This is a genomic window from Brevundimonas sp. GCM10030266, from assembly GCF_042666595.1.
In the GTDB taxonomy this organism is placed as follows: domain Bacteria; phylum Pseudomonadota; class Alphaproteobacteria; order Caulobacterales; family Caulobacteraceae; genus Brevundimonas.
Genome location: NZ_JBHTCY010000002.1, coordinates 121,528 through 139,025, shown reverse-complemented (window position 1 = coordinate 139,025; position 17,498 = coordinate 121,528). Strand labels below are relative to the sequence as shown.

Genomic DNA, 17,498 nt, shown 5'->3' with positions numbered 1-17,498 from the left:
GAGTAATGCGATATTTCGCACAGGAGTCCAGAAATCTTGTGCGAAAATCCGCGCAAATCTCGATTTTTGCAGCTGCGAAATGTGCGCAAAACCCAATTAATTCAGCGCTGTAACGAAATGTTGCCGGTCGCTTGCGAGCCCGAACCTCCGCTTTCGATAATGCGATCCTGTCACCGCATCAGACGGTGAACCAATTGCCGGGACCGGTCCGCGGTCCCTCAGGGAGGGTCACTTGATCCAGATCGCATCCGCGCCGGAAGCGGGCGTCGCCGCCCGTCGTCCGTGGTATCGCAGCCTCTATGTCCTCGTCCTCGGCGCCATCATCGCCGGTGGTCTGATCGGGCATTTCTGGCCTGAACTGGGCAAGGACCTGAAGCCGCTGGGCGACGCCTTCATCAAGCTGGTGAAGATGATCATCGCCCCGGTGATCTTCCTGACCATCTCGACCGGCATCGCCGGGATGAGCGACCTCAAGCGGGTCGGTCGCGTGGCCGGCAAGGCCTTCGCCTACTTCTTCGTCTTCTCCACCCTGGCCCTGATCGTGGGTCTGGTGATCGCCAATATCGTGCGTCCGGGCTCGGGCCTGAACATCGATCCGGCGACGCTGGATGCCGGCGCCGTGGCCCAGTACGCCGACGCCGCTCACGAGACGACCATCGTCGGCTTCCTGACCGGCATCATCCCGACCACGCTAGTGAGCGCCTTCGTCGAAGGCAACATCCTGCAGACGCTCTTCGTGTCGGTGCTGTTCGGCCTGTCGCTGGCCATCGTCGGCGCCCCGGCCCAGCCGGTGGTTCGCGCGCTGGAGTCGCTGAGCCAGGTCGTCTTCCGTCTGGTCGCCATCCTGATGAAGGCCGCGCCGATCGGCGCCTTCGGGGCCTTCGCCTTCACCATCGGCGCCTATGGCATTTCCTCCATCGCCAACCTGATCGCCCTGATCGGCACCTTCTACATCACGGCGCTGGTGTTCGTGCTGGGCGTCCTGGGCCTGGTGGCGCGGGCCAACGGCTTCTCGATCTTCAAGCTGATCGCCTATCTGAAGGAAGAACTGCTGCTGGTTCTGGGCACCTCGTCGTCGGAAGCGGCCCTGCCCAGCCTGATGCAGAAGATGGAGAAGGCGGGCGCGCCCAAGTCCGTCGTCGGACTGGTCGTCCCGACCGGCTATTCGTTCAACCTGGACGGCACCAACATCTATATGACCATGGCGGCGCTGTTCATCGCCCAGGCCATGAACATCGAGCTGAGCCTGCAACAGCAGATCCTGCTGCTGCTGGTCGCCATGCTGAGCTCCAAGGGCGCGGCCGGGATCACCGGCGCCGGCTTCATCACCCTGGCGGCGACGCTCGCGGTGGTGCCGACCGTGCCGGTCGCGGGCATGGCCCTGATCCTGGGCATCGACCGCTTCATGAGCGAGTGCCGGGCCCTGACCAACTTCGTCGGTAATGCGGTGGCGACCCTGGTCGTCGCGCGCTGGGAAGGCGAGCTGGACCGCGATGCGCTGCATGAGGCGCTGGGGTCCAAACCGAAGGGGCTGGCCGCCCAGCCGGATCCCGCCGCCGGACCCGGCGACGACAAGGTCCTGACCGCCGACTAAGGGTCTGAACAACAGCAGGCGCTCTCGTGATCACGGGGGCGCCTGTTCTGCATCAGGCCCCGATCAGGTCCTGAAACAGCCAAGCTACGCAGTAATCCCTATCTGAATCTGAGGGTTGGTTTAAGACCGGCGCTCTACGGAAACCCCCATGATGTTCTATCGCTCCCTGATCGCGGGGGTCGGCATGGCCGCCCTCGCCACCTCTGCGTTCGCCCAGTCGGCGCCCGCCGATGAAGTCGCCGCCCTGCGCGCGCAACTGGAAATCCTGTCCGCCCGTCTCGCCCAGCTCGAGGCGCAGGCGCAGGGCCAGTCGTCCGCCCCGGCGCCGGTCGCCGCTGCGACGATCGCGCCGCAAGCAGGTCCGGCTCCGGCTGCAGCCCCGGCCGCCGCTCCGGCTCCCGCCGCCGTCGACTGGTCGGCGGGCATCCCCGAGTTCCGCAGCCCGGACGGCGCCTTCACCTTCCGCCCGCGCTTCCGCGTGACGGCTGATCTGTCGTCGACCTTCGGATCGGATTTCGACAATCGCAACCTGACCAACACCGAGCTGCGCGGCCTGCGCATCGGCGGGCAGGGCCGGATCGCCGGCGGCTTCACCTACTGGCTGGAAGCGGACATCGCCGACAACTCCGTCAGCGTCGCAAACGCCTTCATCGCCCACACCCGCAAGCTGGGCGGCCGTGACCTGGAACTGTCGGTCGGCCAGCGTCTGAACGACCGCGGCGTTGAAGGCGGCACGGCCGAGGACCTGAGCCCCTTCCTGGAACGCAGCCTGATGGTCTCCACCCTGGGGCCGGATCGCGGCACCTATGGCGTGGGCGTGCAGTCCAAGCTGACCGGCAGCGTCTGGCACGCTTCGCTGTCGGTGACCGGCGATGCGATCAGCGACGGGACGACCAGCGATACGGTCACCGTGATGGGCCGCACCCACTGGTCGCCGCTGAAGAGCGACGACGGCTTCCTGCACATCGGCGGCTGGGGTTTCATCGAGGACCTCACCCCGTCCACCGGGACCGGCGCGCGCAACCTGGTGGTCTCGGCGCGCGGCAATGACAACCTGCGCCTTTCGACCGGAACCTACGGCAATCTGAAGGGCGCGACCGGCTTCGGTCTGGAACTGGGCGGGGTGCATCGTTCGGGCTGGGCCATGGTCGAGGGCGGTCGGCGCGTGGTGGAAACGGCCGCGCGGGACTTTGACCAGGACGCCTACAGCGTCTCGGCGGGCTTCTTCCTGACCGGTGAAACCCCGCCGCTGTCGGCCCGCACCGGCACCTGGACGCGCCCGCGCGTGCTGAACCCGCTCGGCGGCGACGGCTATGGCGCGGTGGAGATCGTGGGGCGCTATGACGCCGCCGACTTCAGCGACAACCTGACCGGCGGCGAAGGCGACACCTGGCTGCTGGGCGTGAACTGGTATCCGACCAGCAACACCCGCGTCTCCGCCCACTGGAGCGCCTGGTCGATCGAGAACCGCACCGGAACCTTCATCGGCGACGACAGCGGAAACACGGCCACCGTCCGCGTCCAGACCGGCTTCTGACACAGACTTCCAGCCCGGGACGGGGACGTTCCGGGCTGTCCTTCTCCAGTATGACTCCCCTCATCACAGAGACGATCGCATGAACCCGAAGAACATCCCCATGCAGCGCAAGCTGGCGATTGCATTCGCCCTGCTGCTGACGGTCGCCGCGGCCATGATCGCGGCGGTGTTCCTCCAGTTGTCGGCGATGAAGAAGGCGGCCGAACTGAACGCCGAGAGCAAGGCGATCGTCGACCTGACGCACACGGCCGAGAAGGGGTTCATCCGTCTGAACTCGCAGATGCGCGGTGTGCTGCTGACGCTGAACCCCGACTATATGGACGTCTACTCCAAGGGCTGGGAACAGTTCGACACCTCCATCGCCGCGCTGGAGCAGAGCGATCTGACGCCGGAAGAGCGCGAGCAGATCGATACCGCCAAGCGTGACGCTGTCAACTGGCGCAACGAGTTCGGCACGCCGCTGACGGAGGCCGCCCTGTCGCAGGATGCGGGCAAGATCGCCGCCGCGCGGGACTTCGTGATCAACTCGGGCGACCGGGCGCGCGTCACCCACATCACAAATCGCGTCGCCGATGTTCGCGACATGGAGATCGAGCGGATGACCGTCCGTGACGCCGAGCAGGCGTCGGCGATCATGAACTCCTTCATCGCCCTGGCCATCGGCGGTCTGATCCTGGTCGCCGCGGCGGTCTTCCTGGGCGTGCAACTGTCGATCCTGATGGTTGCTCCGGTGCGCCGCATGACCACGACCATGTCGATCATGGCCAATGGCAAGCTGGACGTCGCCATCCCCGACACCGACCGCAAGGATGAGGTCGGCGCCATGGCCCAGGCCATGCAGGTCTTCCGCGACAACGGCCTGCGCGCCCGTGCGCTGGAGCAGGAAACGGAATCGATGCGCGACCAGTCCGAGGCCGAGCGTCGCCGCAGCGAGGCCGTGAAGGCCCAGGAAGCCGCCGAGAACGCCGTCGTCATCAAGAGCCTGGGCGAAGGCCTGTCGGCTCTGGCGGAGGGCAATCTGGTCTATCGCATCAACGCCGACTTCCCCGAGCGCAGCGAAATCCTGAAGACCGACTTCAACCGCTCCATCGGTCGTCTGGAAGAGACGGTGACGAGCGTGCTGGGCTCGGTGCACGGCATCGATTCCGGCGCCAGCGAGATCAGCACCGCGTCGGACGACCTGTCGCGCCGCACCGAGCAGCAGGCCGCCTCGCTGGAAGAAACCGCCGCCGCGCTGGACCAGATCACCGCCACCGTGCGCAAGACCGCCGACGGCGCCAGCCAGGCGGCCGGCGTCACCAGCGGCGCCCGCCAGAGCGCGGAAATCTCGGGCGGCGTGGTGATGAACGCCGTGCAGGCCATGCACAAGATCGAGGCCGGCTCGCGCGAAATCAGCCAGATCGTTGGAGTGATCGACGAGATCGCCTTCCAGACCAACCTGCTGGCGCTGAACGCGGGCGTCGAGGCGGCGCGGGCCGGGGACTCCGGTCGCGGCTTCGCGGTGGTCGCCTCGGAAGTGCGGGCCCTGGCCCAGCGCTCGGCCGATGCGGCCAAGGAGATCAAGACCCTGATCGCCAACTCGGGCGCCGAGGTCGAGAACGGCGTGCGTCTGGTCAGCGAGGCCGGCAAGGCGCTGGAAGCCATCGCCACCCAGGTCGGCGACATCAACCATCTGGTGGTCGAGATCGCCGCCTCGGCCAAGGAACAGGCCACGGGTCTGCACGAGATCAACGTCGCCGTGAACCAGATGGATCAGGTGACCCAGCAGAACGCCGCCATGGTCGAACAGGCCACCGCCGCCAGCACCTCGCTGCGTCAGGAGACGTCGGAACTGTCGTCGCAGGTCGCCTTCTTCCAGGTGTCCTCGGCCAGCCATCGCCGGGCCGCCCAGACCTCGACCAGGGTCGCGCCCCGACCTGCGCCCGCCGCCCCCCAGCGTTCCGAGCAACGGGTGCTGAAGGTGGTCAACGGCGGCTCGATCTCGAGCGCCCCTCAGTCGGACGGCTGGGAAGAGTTCTGACGACCGGTCGCGGGGCGGTTTGGCGTGAAACAACCTGCCCCGTGAGGTCGCTGCGTCATTGACGCGGAGGGTCGGTTTGCCGACCAATGGGGGATGACCTCCCCGTCCTATGTCAGCACCCGTGGCCGTTCCCCGCTCGTCGACTTCGCGGGGACCGTGATCAACGGCATTGCGCCTGATGGGGGGCTGTTCGCGCCGTCCGTCTGGCCGCGTCTGTCGCTGGACGATCTCATCGCGGGCGGGGCGGACTATGCGACCCTGGCCGAGCGGTTGCTGACGCCGTTCGTGGGCAAAGGGCTGCCGGAAGGCGCGCTGGCGAAGGCGACGCGACGGGTGCAGGAGCGGTTCTCGCATCCCGATGTGGTCCCGCTGGTCGAGCTGGAGCCCGGCCTGCATGTGCTGGAGCTGTTCCACGGCCCGACGACGGCGTTCAAGGATCTGGCCATGCAGCTGGTGGCCGGGATGGCCGAAAGCCTGCTGGCGAACACGGGCGAGCGGCTGCTGCTGCTGACGGCGACCAGCGGCGACACGGGCGCGGCGGCGGTGAACGCCTTTGCGGGGGCCGAGCGGATCGATCTGGTGGTGCTGCACCCGCTGGGCCGGGTGTCGCCGATGCAGCGGCTGCAGATGACCACGACGGGCGCGTCCAATGTGCTGAACCTGGCGGTGCGCGGCGATTTCGATGACTGCCAGCGGCTGGTGAAGGCGCTGCTGGGCGTCGCGGCGCTGAAGGCGAACCGGCGGGTCAGCTCTGTCAATTCGATCAACTGGGGCCGGCTGTCAGGGCAGGCGCCCTATTATGCGGCGACGGCGGCGAAGCTGGCCGAGCCGGCGACCTATGTGGTGCCGACGGGGAATTTCGGCGACGCCTTCGCCGGCTGGGTGGCGCGTCAGTGCGGCCTGCCGATCGGCGATCTGGTGGCGGCGACCAACCGCAATGACGCCCTGGTGCGGGCGCTGCACACCGGCGTCTATGAGCGGACGCAAGCCGAGCCCACCGCCAGCGTCAGCATGGACGTGCAGGCGCCGTCGAACTTTGAACGGCTGGTGTTCGAGGCCACGGGCCGGGATGCGGACCTGACGCGGGGACTGTTCGAGGACTTCAACAAGGCCGGGCGGGTGACCCTGCCGGGCGATGTGCTGGCGGCCCTGCGGCGCGAGGTGTCGGCGGTTTCGGTCAGCGAGGCCGAGACGGTCGCCGAGATGCAGCGGACCTGGCGCGAGAACGGGCGGGTGATCTGCCCGCACACGGCGGTGGCGCTGCATGCGGCGCGGCGGATCGAGCGGACCGGGCCGGTCGTCGCCCTGTCGACCGCCCACCCGGCGAAATTCCCCGACAGCGTGGAGGCCGCGCTGGGCTTTGCACCGGAGCGTCCGCCGCAGCTTCAGGGGCTGGAGGGCAAGGCCGAGCAGTTCGAGACGGTGGACGCCACGCTGGAGGCGGTGCTGGCGGCGATCGGCCAATAACGGGAGGTCAGGCCGCCAGCGCGGCCTGTTCGGTCCACCAGTCGAGGCGGCGCAGGAAAGGCGCCGGATCCTTGGGCGTCACCAGACGCGTGGGATCATGGAACAGCCGGTCGTGCAGCCGGGTCAGGGTGAACCGAACGGCGGCGACGGCGCCCAGTGCGGGCAGGGCGACAGCCTCCGCGGCGCTGAGCGGGCGGACGGACTCATAGCCCGCCCGGAAGGCCGCAAGGGCGGAAGGCAGGGGCAGGCCGTCGGCGTCGAAGCCCCAGGCCGACAGGGCGATGGCCAGATCGTAGGCCAGCGCGTCGGTGCAGCCGAAATAGAAGTCGATCAGCCCGCTGGGGGCGTCGCCCTCGAACAGCAGGTTGTCGGGGAAGTAGTCGGCATGGATCGGGCCGCGCGGCAGGCTCGCGTCCGGATCGGCGCAGGGGCCGGTCACCCATGGGGCCATCCGGTCCAGCAGGGCGCGGTCAGCGGCCTCGGCGCGGGTCAGGCAGCGGTCGAACAGGGCGCGGCGGGCGGCGGCACCGACCGGGTTGGTGCGCTCCAACGGGAAGTCGGCGGCGGCCAGATGCAGGCGCGCCAGCAGGGCGCCGGCGGCGTGTTGGTGCTCCAGCGACGGTTCGCGTTTCCAGGCGCCGGGGAGCCATTCAAGGATGGCGGCGGGGCGACCGTTGAGTTCGCCGACGGCCTGCCCCTGAGCATCGAGCACGGCGCGGGCGCAGGGCAGGCCCCTGTCCGCGGCGTGGGCGGTCAGGCCCAGGCAGAAGGGCAGGGAGGCGGCGTCCGTGCGACCCTCGAACAGGGTCAGGACAAATCGGCCCCGGTCGGTTTCGATGCGGTAGTTGGTGTTCTCCACCCCTTCGGCGATAGGCGTGAGCGACCGCAGGGCGCCCAGCCCGTAGCGGCTAATGAAGGGCTCGGCGTCGGCCTCCTCGACGGGGGTGAAGACGGCCATGGTCAGACGGCCTTCGACAGGCGGGCGGCGGCGAGGTCGGACAGGTCGGCCAGCAGGCTTTCCGCCGTGGCCCAGCGACCGGCGCCGCGGCCGCGACGGCGAACGACCGATCCGTCCTGCGAGACGACCTTCAAGGCGTTGCCCTCTCCCTTCAGTTCCGCGAACAGCGGGTCCAGCGCGCCCGAGACCAGACGGACGGCGGCGACCAGCTTGCCGTCTTTCAGCTCGCAGCGACAGAGCTGGCGCGAACCGGCGGGCGGCAGGGCGGCGGGGTCCAGAACATCGCGCTGGATGTCGACGTCGTCGGGCATGACGCCGAAGGCTTCGAACGAGAGCAGGCGGACCTTGGCGAGGGCGTCGAGACCTTGCAGGTCGGAGGAGGGGTCTTCCTCGGCGAAGCCGGCGGCGCGGGCTTCGGACAGGGCCTGATCGAAGGCGGCGCCTTCGCCGAGACGGGCCAGCATGAAGTTGACCGTGCCGTTCAGCACCGCCTCGAAGGCCAGGACCGGCGCCTCGTCGCGGGCGGCGCGGACGGCCTCGACCATCGGCACGCCGCCGCCGACGGAGGCGGACCAGAGCAGGCGGGCGTGGTTGCGATCCGCGAGCTCGAGCAGGCCGTCGGGATTGGCGCTGACCGCCTGTTTGTTGGCGGTGGCGACATCGACGCCGCGCGACAGGGCCGCAGCGATGACGTCATAGCCGGCTTTCGCCTCCGACAGAGCCTCCAGCACCAGATCAGGTTCGCGCTCCAGCAGGGCGACGGGGCTGGACACCAGCAGAGGGGTGAGTTGGGCGTCGGAGGCGCCGGGGACATCGCGGGGCTTGGACGGATCGCGGACGAGGACGCCGACCACCTCTACGCGGGGATCGACCAGCAGGCGGGCCAGGGCGCCGCCGCCGACCACGCCGCAGCCGGCGACGGCGACGCGCAGGCGGCGATGGGCGGGGGCGGGTTTCGGCGGCGCGCCGACGGGGCCGACGACCGTGCGGTGGCCGTCGAGGTAGTTGCGCACCTCGACCTTCAGCTGGCGGGCCTCGGCGAGGTCGAGCGCATCCGGCTGGACCAGACCGCCGCCCAGCGCCTTGGCCTCGGCCCAGCTGGCCTGATCATAGCGGCGGGCGTCGGGGTGGACGTTGGGATCGCGGTCGTAGAGGCCGTCCACGTCCTTCACCAGCTGGACGCTGTCCAGCTCGAGCTCGGCGGCGAGGAAGAGGGCGGTCAGGTCCGACCCGCCGCGACCCAGCAGGACGACCTGACCCTCGGGCGAGACGGCGCCGAAGCCCGGGACCACCACCACCTCATGCTTCAGCAGGGCGCGGTCGAGGGCGGCCCGGTCCAGCGACAGCGGGCGGGCGTGCTCACAGGGACCGTCGGCGACGAGACCGAGTTCGCGGACCGTCAGGGTGGCGGCGCTGAGGCCGACGCGGTCGCAGGCGAGAGCCACGAGGGCGGCGGACCGCTCCTCGCCCTGAACGACATAGGCGGGCAGCAGGCTGTTGTCGTGGGCGAGGCCCAGGGCACGGGCTTCGGCCAGCAGGCGATCCGTCTCGCCGGCGAGGGCGGAGACGACGGCGACCACGCGGCGGCCGCGCCGGACCTCGGCATAGATGTCAGAGGCGACCTTGGGCGCATCGGCCGGATCGACCAGCACGGAGCTGCCGAACTTCATCACCACGACCTCGGGCGAGGCGGCGGGGAGGGCGGAGGATGCGGGGCGTTCGAGGACGGCGAGATTGGCGGACATGAGGTGGGTCTTTCGGAGAGATCGGGAAAAGAAAAACCCCGCCCGGGGCGATCCGGGCGGGGGTTGGGTTTTTGCGTTCCTGAGCCTTGGTGCGCGCTAACCTGTCCCCGCCGGAGCGGTGATGGTGGTGGTGCCGGTGGTCATACCAATGACGCGCGCGATCGCGCCGCCGCACGAGGCGGTCGAGGCGATGGCGATGCGGGCGTCGAGGCGGCTCACGGCGGACCTGCTCAGTTAAGTTCGCAAGGAGGCTGACGGACAAACACCCCCGTCGTCAAGCCTGAAGGTGAAAAATTGCGCGCAGCGTCCGTGAGTGCGGCTTCGCAAGCACGGAGCGACCCTCTGTCAGCCCGCCACGCGACAAACAGGGTGAATTTGACTCAGAGAACTTTGCATATCAAAGTACTTCTCATGAAGCGGGGCTGGCTCGCTTCCGGAGACCTGTCATGAAGAAGATCATCGTTGCGGCCGTCGCCGCCCTGTCCTGCCTCGCCGCCGCCCCTGCCCTGGCCGGGGATGTCACCGTGACCCTGACCGGGGTCCAGGCGCGGGGCGGGCAACTCCTCGCCGCCCTGCAGACGCGGGACCAGTTCCTGCAGCCCGCCGGCGCCTATGGCGACATCGTGCGCAATCCAGAGGCGGGCACGGTCACCGTCACCTTCCGCGACGTGGCGCCGGGCGATTACTCGCTGTCGGTGCTGCATGACGTGGACAGCAACGGGCAGATGAAGTTGGAGGACGGCATGCCCGGCGAGGGCTGGGCCATGGTCAACGGTCCCAGCCTGCGCGCCGTGCCGACCTGGGACCAGGTGAAGTTCACCGTGCCGGCCAGTGGCGACAGCCGCCTGACCGTGCCGATGATCTATCCGCGCTGACTGCAGAACGCCCCGCCCCTCGGGAGAGAGGCGGGGCGTTTCCGTTCTTCGGGTTGTCTCAGGCCCCGATCAGGCCCAGTGCATCTGCACCCGATGGGCGGCGGCCCAGTGGATGGCGCGCAGGCCGTCGATCACGGCGTTGGCGGCGGCGCGGGTGCCCAGCTCTCCGCCCAGATCAGCGGTGACGGCCCCAGCCGACAGGACGGCGGCGCAGGCGGCCTCGATCGAGCTGGCCTCGTCTTCCAGCCCCAGGCTGTGACGCAGCAGCAGGGCGGCGGACAGGATGGTGCCGACCGGGTTGGCCTTGTCTTGGCCGGCGATGTCCGGCGCCGAGCCGTGGATCGGCTCGAACAGGCCCGGACCGCTGGAGCCCAGCGAGGCCGAGGGCAGCAGGCCGATGGAGCCGCCCAGCACCGAGATCTCGTCCGACAGGATGTCGCCGAACATGTTCTCGGTCAGGATGACGTCATACTCGCGCGGCTTGCGGATCAGGTGCATGGCCATGGAGTCGACCAGAGCGTGCTCCAGCTCGATGCGCGGGAACTCCTCGGCGTGGACACGGCTGACGACCTCGCGCCACAGGCGGCTGGTCTCCATGACGTTGGCCTTGTCGACCGAGGTGACCTTGCCGCGGCGTTGCTGGGCGGTCTGGAAGGCGGCGCGGGCGACGCGCTCGATCTCCGGCACGGTGTATTCGCACAGGTCGGTGGCGCGGTCGGCGGTGCGGGTCTTCTCCCCGAAATAGATGCCGCCGGTCAGCTCGCGGAAGACGATCAGATCGACGCCCTCGACGATCTCCTTCTTCAGCGGCGAACGGTGGGCCAGCACCGGCGAGACCTGCAGCGGGCGCAGGTTGGCGTACAGGCCCATGGCCTTGCGCAGGCCCAGCAGGCCTTCTTCCGGGCGGCGCTTGCCGCCGTCCCACTGCGGACCGCCCACAGCGCCCAGCAGAACCGCGTCGGCGGCCAGACAGGCGGCGGCGGTTTCGGGCGGCAGGGGATCGCCGGTGGCGTCGATGGCCGCGCCGCCGATCAGGTGTTCGCTGAAGTTGAAGGTGTGGCCGTAGAAGTCGCCGATCACAGCCAGCACGGCCTTGGCCGCATGGGTCACTTCGGGGCCGACGCCGTCACCGGGCAGGACGACGATGTCATAGGTCTTGGAGGGGGGCGTCATGCGATTTCCGTTCGGCGTTCAAAGGCTTCGATGTCAGGCAGGCGGGCTTGCAGCCAGCCGAGGGTGTCGACCCCGTCCAGCAGGCACTGGCGGGCGAAACTCTCCACCGCGAATGCGACAGGCGCTGCATTGCCGCGCTGGATGGTGGAGGTTTCCAGATCGATGGTGATCGGCTGGTCGGCGTGGGCGGCGAGGTCGTCCCAGGTCGCCTGATCGACGACGATGGGCAGGAAGCCGTTCTTCAGGGCGTTGGAGGTGAAGATGTCGGCGATCCCGGTCGAGACCACGGCGCGGAAGCCGTAGTCCATCAGGGCCCAGGGGGCATGTTCGCGCGACGAGCCGCAGGCGAAATTCTTGCCCGCCAGCAGGATGCGGCGCTCGCTCGGATCGATGCGGTTCAGGATGGCTTCCGGCTTGGGCGAACCGTCGGACTCATAGCGCCAGTCATAGAAGGCCCAGGCGCCCAGACCTTTGCGGCTGGTCGTCGAGAGGAAGCGGCCGGGGATGATCTGGTCCGTGTCGATGTTGGACTGCGACAGGACCACGGCCTTCGAGGTCAGACTCTTGAAGGGATCAGGCATCGACCTTCTCCATCAGAAACACCCGCGGATCGGTCAGTACGCCGGTGATGGCGGTGGCCGCCGCCGTGGCGGGGCTGGCCAGAATGGTTCGCGAGCCGGGACCCTGACGGCCCTCGAAATTGCGGTTGGAAGTCGAGACGGCCAGCTGGCCCGGAGCCACCATGTCACCGTTCATGGCCAGACACATGGAACAGCCCGGGATGCGCCACTCGGCCCCGGCATCGGTGAAGACGGTGTGCAGCCCTTCCGCCTCGGCATCGCGACGGACGGCCTCGGAGCCAGGGACCACGAGCATGCGCAGGCCCGGCTTCACCTTGCGGCCGCGCAGCACCTCGGCGGCGGCGCGCAGGTCGGGCAGGCGGCCGTTGGTGCAGCTGCCGATGAAGACGACATCGACCGCATGACCGGTGGTCGCCTCGCCGGGGGTGAAACCCATATAGGCCAGCGCCTTTTCGCCCGAGGCGTCGCGCGGGGCGGGGACCGGCTCGCCGATGGCCGAGCCCGCGTCCGGGGTAGTGCCCCAGGTGGCCATGGGACGGATAGCGGCGCCGTCGATCTGCACCTCGGCGTCGTAGGTGGCGCCCGGGTCGGAGGCCAGCGACAGCCAGTCGGCCGTGGTCTGCTCCCAGACGGCGGCGTCCGGGGCGTGCTTGCGGCCCTTCAGCCAGTTCACCGTGGTCTGGTCGGGGGCGATCATGCCCGCGCGGGCGCCGGCTTCGATCGACATGTTGCAGACGGTCATCCGCCCTTCCATGTCCAGCGACCGGATGGCCTCGCCGGCGTATTCGACCACGAAGCCGGTGCCGCCGCCGAAGCCCAGGCGGGCGATGACGGCCAGGGCGACATCCTTGCCCGAGACGCCGGGCTGCAGTTGACCGTCGACGGTGACGCGCATGGTCTTCGGCTTGCGCTGCAGCAGGCACTGGGTGGCCAGCACGTGGCCGACCTCGGACGTGCCGATGCCGAAGGCCAGCGCTCCGAAGGCGCCGTGGGTGGCGGTGTGGCTGTCGCCGCAGACCACGGTCATGCCGGGCTGGGTCAGGCCCAGTTCCGGCCCCATGACGTGCACCACGCCCCGGTCGGCCGAGTCCCAGCCCGCCAGCGATACACCGTGACGCGCACAGTTGGCTTCCAGCGTCTCGACCTGCGTCTTGGAGGCGGCTGTGTAGTAGGGCCGCTCACCGCTTGCATCGGCGGGCAGGGTGGGGGTGGAATGGTCCAGGGTGGCGAAGGTTTTGTCGGGACGACGCACCTTCAGGCCCCGGCTTTCGATCTCGGAGAAGGCCTGCGGGCTGGTGACCTCGTGGACCAGATGCAGGTCGATGTAGAGCACCGCCGGGGCGTCAGGCGTTTCCGCCTGCACCACGTGCCGGTTCCACACCTTCTCGAACAGGGTCTCAGGCATACTCGGCCTCGCGCTGCGGGGCAGGGGCGGGCGCGCCAATGGGCTCCAGCCAGTTGTGGCGGTCGGGCGTGGCGCCGGTGAACAGGCCGCGGAAGGCGGCGTTGACCGCCTTGGTCACCGGACCCGGGCCGGCGGCGCGGGTGGTGATGCCGTCCACGGAGCGCACCGGGGTGATCTCGGCGGCCGTGCCGGTCATGAAGATCTCATCGGCGACGTAGAGGGCCTCGCGCGGCAGGATCTGCTCGCGGGTTTCGTAGCCCAGACCGCGCGCCAGCTTCAGCACGCTGTCGCGGGTGATGCCCATCAGGATGGAGGCGGCGGCGGGCGGGGTGACGATCTCGCCGTCCTTGACGATGAACAGGTTCTCGCCGGCGCCTTCGGACAGGCGGCCGTCGACGCCCAGGGCGATGCCCTCGCCGAAGCCGCCGACCCGGGCCTCGCGTCCGATCAGGTAGGAGGACAGGTAGTTGCCGCCCGCCTTGGCGCCCGAGGGCACGGTGTTGGGCGCGATACGCGACCAGCTGGCGACGCAGGCGTCGACGCCCTTCTCCAGCGCCTCGTCGCCCAGATAGGCGCCCCACGGGAAGGCGGCGATGGCGACGTCGACGTTCATGTTCTCGGGAGAGGGCGTCACCCCCATGCCGCAGGCGCCCAGGAAGGCGATGGGGCGGATGTAGGCGGACTTCAGTCCGGTTGAGCGCACGGTCTCGCGGCAGGCCTCGACCAGCTCATCGACCGTGTAGGGCAGTTCGAAATGATACATGCGGGCGCTGTCGAACAGGCGGCGCACGTGGTCGGTCAGGCGGAAGCCGCAGGGGCCGTTCGGGGTGTCATAGACGCGGATGCCCTCGAACACCGAGGTGCCGTAGTGCAGGGCGTGGCTCATCACGTGGATCTTCGCATCCGCCCAGGGCGTCAGCTCGCCATTGACCCAGATATGTTCAGCCAGCGGCCGCATAGGCGTACTCCTGTCGGGGGGCGGCGTCCGGGCGCGAGGCCTCGATGATCGCCAGCAATTCGTGGTCGTTGATCTCGCCGATCTCGTCGGCGCGGCGTTTGAAGCCCGCGAAGGCGGCGGCCAGATGGGCGCCGGATACGGGCTGGCCCAGCGCCTCGGCGCGCTTGGCGACGGCGTGGCGGCCCGAGTGCTTGCCCAGGACGAACCAGGTGCCTTCGAAGCCGACGTCCTGAGGGCGCATGATCTCGTAGGTCGAGGGATCGGCCATCATGCCGTGCTGGTGGATGCCGGCCTCGTGGGCGAAGGCGTTCAGGCCGACGATGGCCTTGTTGCGGACGACCGGGGTGTGGGTGATCTCGCTCAGCAGGCGGCTTGCGCGGACCAGATGGGTGGCGTCCACGCCGGTGTGCAGGCCATAGCGGTCCGACCGGGTGCGGATGGCCATGACCATCTCCTCGATCGAGGCGTTACCCGCCCGCTCGCCGATGCCGTTGATGGCGCCCTCGACCTGACGCGCGCCCGCCTCGACGGCGGCCAGCGAGTTGGCGACGGCCATGCCCAGATCGTCATGGCAGTGGGCCGAGAAGACCACGTGCGGGTGACGCACACGCACGGCGGCGATCAGGTTGCGATAGATTTCGGCGATCTCGCCGGGGGTCGAATAGCCGACGGTGTCGGGGATGTTCAGGGTCGTGGCGCCCGCCGCCGCGGCGACCTCGCACACCTCGGCCAGGAATTCCGGCTCGGTGCGGATAGCGTCCTCGGGGCTGAACTCGACATCCTCGAAGCGGGTGCGGGCATAGGCCACCGAGCGCTCGGCGGCGGCCAGAACCTCGGCCTTCGACATCCTCAGCTTGGCGGAGCGGTGGATCGGGCTGGTGCCCAGGAAGATGTGGATGCGGCGCTCGTCCGTGCCGCGCAGGGCGCGGTAGGCGGCGTCGATGTCGGCCTCGTTCGATCGGGCCAGCGAGCAGAAGACGGGGCCTTCCACCTCGCCGACCACCCGGCGCACGCACTCCTCGTCGCCGGGGGAGGCGGCGGCGAAGCCGGCCTCGACCACATCGACCTTCATCTCGGCCAGGACGCGAGCCATGCGGACCTTGTCCTCGGGCCCCATGGAGAAGCCGGGCGCCTGTTCTCCGTCGCGCAGGGTGGTGTCGAAGACGACGACCTTGTCCGGATCGGCGGCGACGGCGGTCTGAACCTTGGTCATGCCGCTACCTCGGGATGGAAGGTCGAGGCGGAAGCACTGACGCGGGTGACACCGAACAGCTTGTCGATCTGGCAGCCCAGGGTCCGGGTGCAGCGGCCGTCGTCGCGACCGCGCACGGCCATCTCGATCCGGCGGGCCGAGCCCTCTTCACGCATGGTGATGCCGTCGATGTGGAAGCCGCGACGCTCCACCAGACCGATCAGGCGCTGAAGCGAGCCGTCGGCGCGGTCAATGTTCAGGTGCAGGGTTTCGGTGCTCATGGCTCAGGCGCCTTCCATCATTTCGGCATTGTTCTTTCCGGGCGGGACCAGCGGCCACACGTTCTCCCGGGGGTCGATAATCACGTGCGCGAGGCAGGGGCCGTCGGCGGCCAGCAGGCGGGCGATCCCGGCCTGAACCTCCTCGCGTCGGCTAATTCGGAAGGCTTCGATCCCGAAGGCCTCGGCGACCTTCACGAAGTCCGGATTGTCGGACAGGTCGATCTCCGAGTAGTTGCCGTCGAAGAACAGCTCCTGCCACTGGCGGACCAGACCCAGCGAGCTGTTGTCCAGCAGCAGGACCTTCACCGCGACGCCGTAGCGACGCAGGGTGGCCAGTTCCTGCACGTTCATCATGAAGCCGCCGTCGCCGGCGATGACGACGACCGTGGCGTCCGGATCGGACAGCTTGGCGCCGATCCCGGCGGGCAGGCCGAAGCCCATTGCGCCCAGACCGCCCGAGGTGATGTGGGCTTCCGGCTTGGCGAAGCGGCAGTGCTGGGCGGCCCACATCTGGTGCTGGCCGACGTCGCAGGCGGCGACGAAGTCGTCTCCGGCGGCTTCCGAGATCGCCTTCAGCAGGGCCGGGGCGTAGACGCCCTCGCCCGGCGCGTCGGCGTAGCGGAAGGCGGTGCGCTGGACCCGGCTGGCGCAGTGGATCATCCACGGATCGATGGCCGGGCCCTTGCCGGCCAGATGGGCGGTCAGGGCCTCGACGCCCGGCGTCAGCTCACCGGCGACCGGGATCCAGGTCTCGCGCAGCTTGCCGATCTCCGACGCGTCGATGTCGAAATGGATGACGCGGGCGTGGGGGGCGAACTCGGCCAGCTTGCCGGTGGCGCGATCATCGAACCGGGCGCCGAAGACGATCAGCAGATCGGCTTCCTGCACCGCCTCATTGGCCGCGCGCGTGCCGTGCATGCCCAGCATGCCCTGAAAGCCGGGGGCGTCCGTCGGGATCGTGCCCAGCGCGTTCAGGGTGGCGACCGACGGGATGCCGGTGGCCTCGGCGAAGGCGCGCACCTGTTCGGTCGCGCCGCCGATCTTCACCCCGCCGCCGATGTAGATCAGCGGGCGCTGGGCGGCGCGGATGGCCTCCGCCGCTGCCGCGATGGCGTCGTGGTCGGTCGGGATGGTCTCGTTCGGATAGTGGAAGCCGAAGTCCTCGGTGGTCTGACCGACCTGAACGTCCTTGGGCAGGTCGACCAGAACCGGACCGGGACGGCCCGAGGCGGCGATGTGGAAGGCTTCCTCGATGGCGGCCGGAACGTCGGCCGGATCGCGGACCAGGATGGAGTGCTTCACGATCGGCAGGGTGACGCCCAGGATGTCGATCTCCTGGAAGGCGTCGGTGCCCATGACGCCCTGGGCGACATTGCCGGTGATGCAGACGACCGGGATGGAATCCATCATCGCATTGGCGATGCCGGTGATCAGGTTGGTGGCGCCGGGGCCGGAAGTGGCCATGCAGACGCCGACCTTGCCGCTGCGGCGCGCGTAGGCGTCGGCGGCGAAGGCGGCGGCCTGCTCGTGGCGGACCAGGATGTGGCGCAGCTTCGAGCCGGCCAGGGCGTCATAGACGGGCATGATCGCGCCGCCCGGATAGCCGAACACGACCTCTACCCCCAGCCGCTCCAGGGTGGAGACGAGCAGGCGGGCGCCGCTGCGGGGAGCGGTTTCGGGCGCGGTCATGCGGGCGGCGGAGGCGGTCATGG

General features: G+C 69.1%; 15 protein-coding genes. 5 read left to right on the top strand and 10 right to left on the bottom strand.

Features of this window, described 5'->3' with window-relative positions; all coding sequences use genetic code 11:
- Window positions 1-232 precede the first annotated feature (232 nt).
- The 4 genes from ACFQQC_RS07240 (at window position 233) to thrC (ending at window position 6,618) form a co-directional block, all read left to right on the top strand.
- Complete coding sequence (locus ACFQQC_RS07240; RefSeq protein WP_376861154.1) at window positions 233-1,594, top strand: dicarboxylate/amino acid:cation symporter; 1,362 nt, start codon at window positions 233-235, stop codon at window positions 1,592-1,594.
- 148 nt (window positions 1,595-1,742) lie between these two features.
- Window positions 1,743-3,131 (top strand): OprO/OprP family phosphate-selective porin, encoded by a 1,389-nt coding sequence (locus ACFQQC_RS07235; protein WP_376861152.1) that lies wholly within the window; start codon window positions 1,743-1,745, stop codon window positions 3,129-3,131.
- A gap of 79 nt (window positions 3,132-3,210) precedes the next feature.
- Window positions 3,211-5,151, top strand: a complete 1,941-nt coding sequence (locus ACFQQC_RS07230) for a methyl-accepting chemotaxis protein (RefSeq protein ID WP_376861150.1) — start codon at window positions 3,211-3,213, stop codon at window positions 5,149-5,151.
- Between the two features lie 93 nt (window positions 5,152-5,244).
- Window positions 5,245-6,618 carry a threonine synthase gene (gene thrC / locus ACFQQC_RS07225; RefSeq protein WP_376861148.1) on the top strand — a complete coding sequence of 458 codons (1,374 nt, stop codon included), beginning with the start codon at window positions 5,245-5,247 and terminating at the stop codon, window positions 6,616-6,618.
- Window positions 6,619-6,625: 7 nt separating this feature from the next.
- Here the strand turns inward: thrC and ACFQQC_RS07220 are convergent, their stop codons facing one another.
- The 3 genes from ACFQQC_RS07220 to ACFQQC_RS07210 form a co-directional block, all read right to left on the bottom strand.
- Window positions 6,626-7,576: a homoserine kinase gene (locus tag ACFQQC_RS07220; RefSeq protein ID WP_376861147.1), complete on the bottom strand. Its 951-nt coding sequence runs from the start codon at window positions 7,574-7,576 to the stop codon at window positions 6,626-6,628.
- Between the two features lie 2 nt (window positions 7,577-7,578).
- Window positions 7,579-9,321 carry a homoserine dehydrogenase gene (locus ACFQQC_RS07215; protein WP_376861145.1) on the bottom strand — a complete coding sequence of 581 codons (1,743 nt, stop codon included), beginning with the start codon at window positions 9,319-9,321 and terminating at the stop codon, window positions 7,579-7,581.
- A gap of 96 nt (window positions 9,322-9,417) precedes the next feature.
- The gene (locus tag ACFQQC_RS07210; RefSeq protein WP_376861143.1) at window positions 9,418-9,540 is read right to left on the bottom strand and encodes a hypothetical protein; all 123 of its coding nucleotides are present in this window, start codon (window positions 9,538-9,540) and stop codon (window positions 9,418-9,420) included.
- 227 nt (window positions 9,541-9,767) lie between these two features.
- Here ACFQQC_RS07210 and ACFQQC_RS07205 point away from each other — a divergent pair, with 227 nt between their 5' ends.
- Window positions 9,768-10,196 (top strand): DUF2141 domain-containing protein, encoded by a 429-nt coding sequence (locus ACFQQC_RS07205; protein ID WP_376861141.1) that lies wholly within the window; start codon window positions 9,768-9,770, stop codon window positions 10,194-10,196.
- 69 nt (window positions 10,197-10,265) lie between these two features.
- Here the strand turns inward: ACFQQC_RS07205 and leuB are convergent, their stop codons facing one another.
- From leuB to ilvG, 7 genes are read right to left on the bottom strand one after another with little or no spacing between them, the layout of a single operon-like run.
- The gene (leuB, locus tag ACFQQC_RS07200) at window positions 10,266-11,369 is read right to left on the bottom strand and encodes a 3-isopropylmalate dehydrogenase (RefSeq protein ID WP_376861139.1); all 1,104 of its coding nucleotides are present in this window, start codon (window positions 11,367-11,369) and stop codon (window positions 10,266-10,268) included.
- Window positions 11,366-11,950, bottom strand: a complete 585-nt coding sequence (leuD, locus tag ACFQQC_RS07195) for a 3-isopropylmalate dehydratase small subunit (RefSeq protein WP_376861137.1) — start codon at window positions 11,948-11,950, stop codon at window positions 11,366-11,368. Before leuD ends, leuB begins: the two co-directional genes overlap by 4 nt.
- Complete coding sequence (gene leuC, locus ACFQQC_RS07190; protein ID WP_376861136.1) at window positions 11,943-13,355, bottom strand: 3-isopropylmalate dehydratase large subunit; 1,413 nt, start codon at window positions 13,353-13,355, stop codon at window positions 11,943-11,945. Before leuC ends, leuD begins: the two co-directional genes overlap by 8 nt.
- Window positions 13,348-14,313: a branched-chain amino acid transaminase gene (locus ACFQQC_RS07185; protein ID WP_376861133.1), complete on the bottom strand. Its 966-nt coding sequence runs from the start codon at window positions 14,311-14,313 to the stop codon at window positions 13,348-13,350. Before ACFQQC_RS07185 ends, leuC begins: the two co-directional genes overlap by 8 nt.
- The gene (locus tag ACFQQC_RS07180; protein ID WP_376861131.1) at window positions 14,297-15,526 is read right to left on the bottom strand and encodes a 2-isopropylmalate synthase; all 1,230 of its coding nucleotides are present in this window, start codon (window positions 15,524-15,526) and stop codon (window positions 14,297-14,299) included. The genes ACFQQC_RS07185 and ACFQQC_RS07180 overlap by 17 nt, the downstream gene beginning before the upstream one ends.
- Window positions 15,523-15,786, bottom strand: coding sequence for an ACT domain-containing protein (locus ACFQQC_RS07175; RefSeq protein WP_376861129.1), 264 nt, complete (start codon window positions 15,784-15,786; stop codon window positions 15,523-15,525). Before ACFQQC_RS07175 ends, ACFQQC_RS07180 begins: the two co-directional genes overlap by 4 nt.
- A 3-nt stretch (window positions 15,787-15,789) precedes the next feature.
- A complete protein-coding gene (ilvG, locus tag ACFQQC_RS07170; RefSeq protein ID WP_376861127.1) occupies window positions 15,790-17,496 on the bottom strand; it encodes an acetolactate synthase 2 catalytic subunit in 1,707 nt (568 codons plus the stop codon).
- Window positions 17,497-17,498 lie beyond the last annotated feature (2 nt).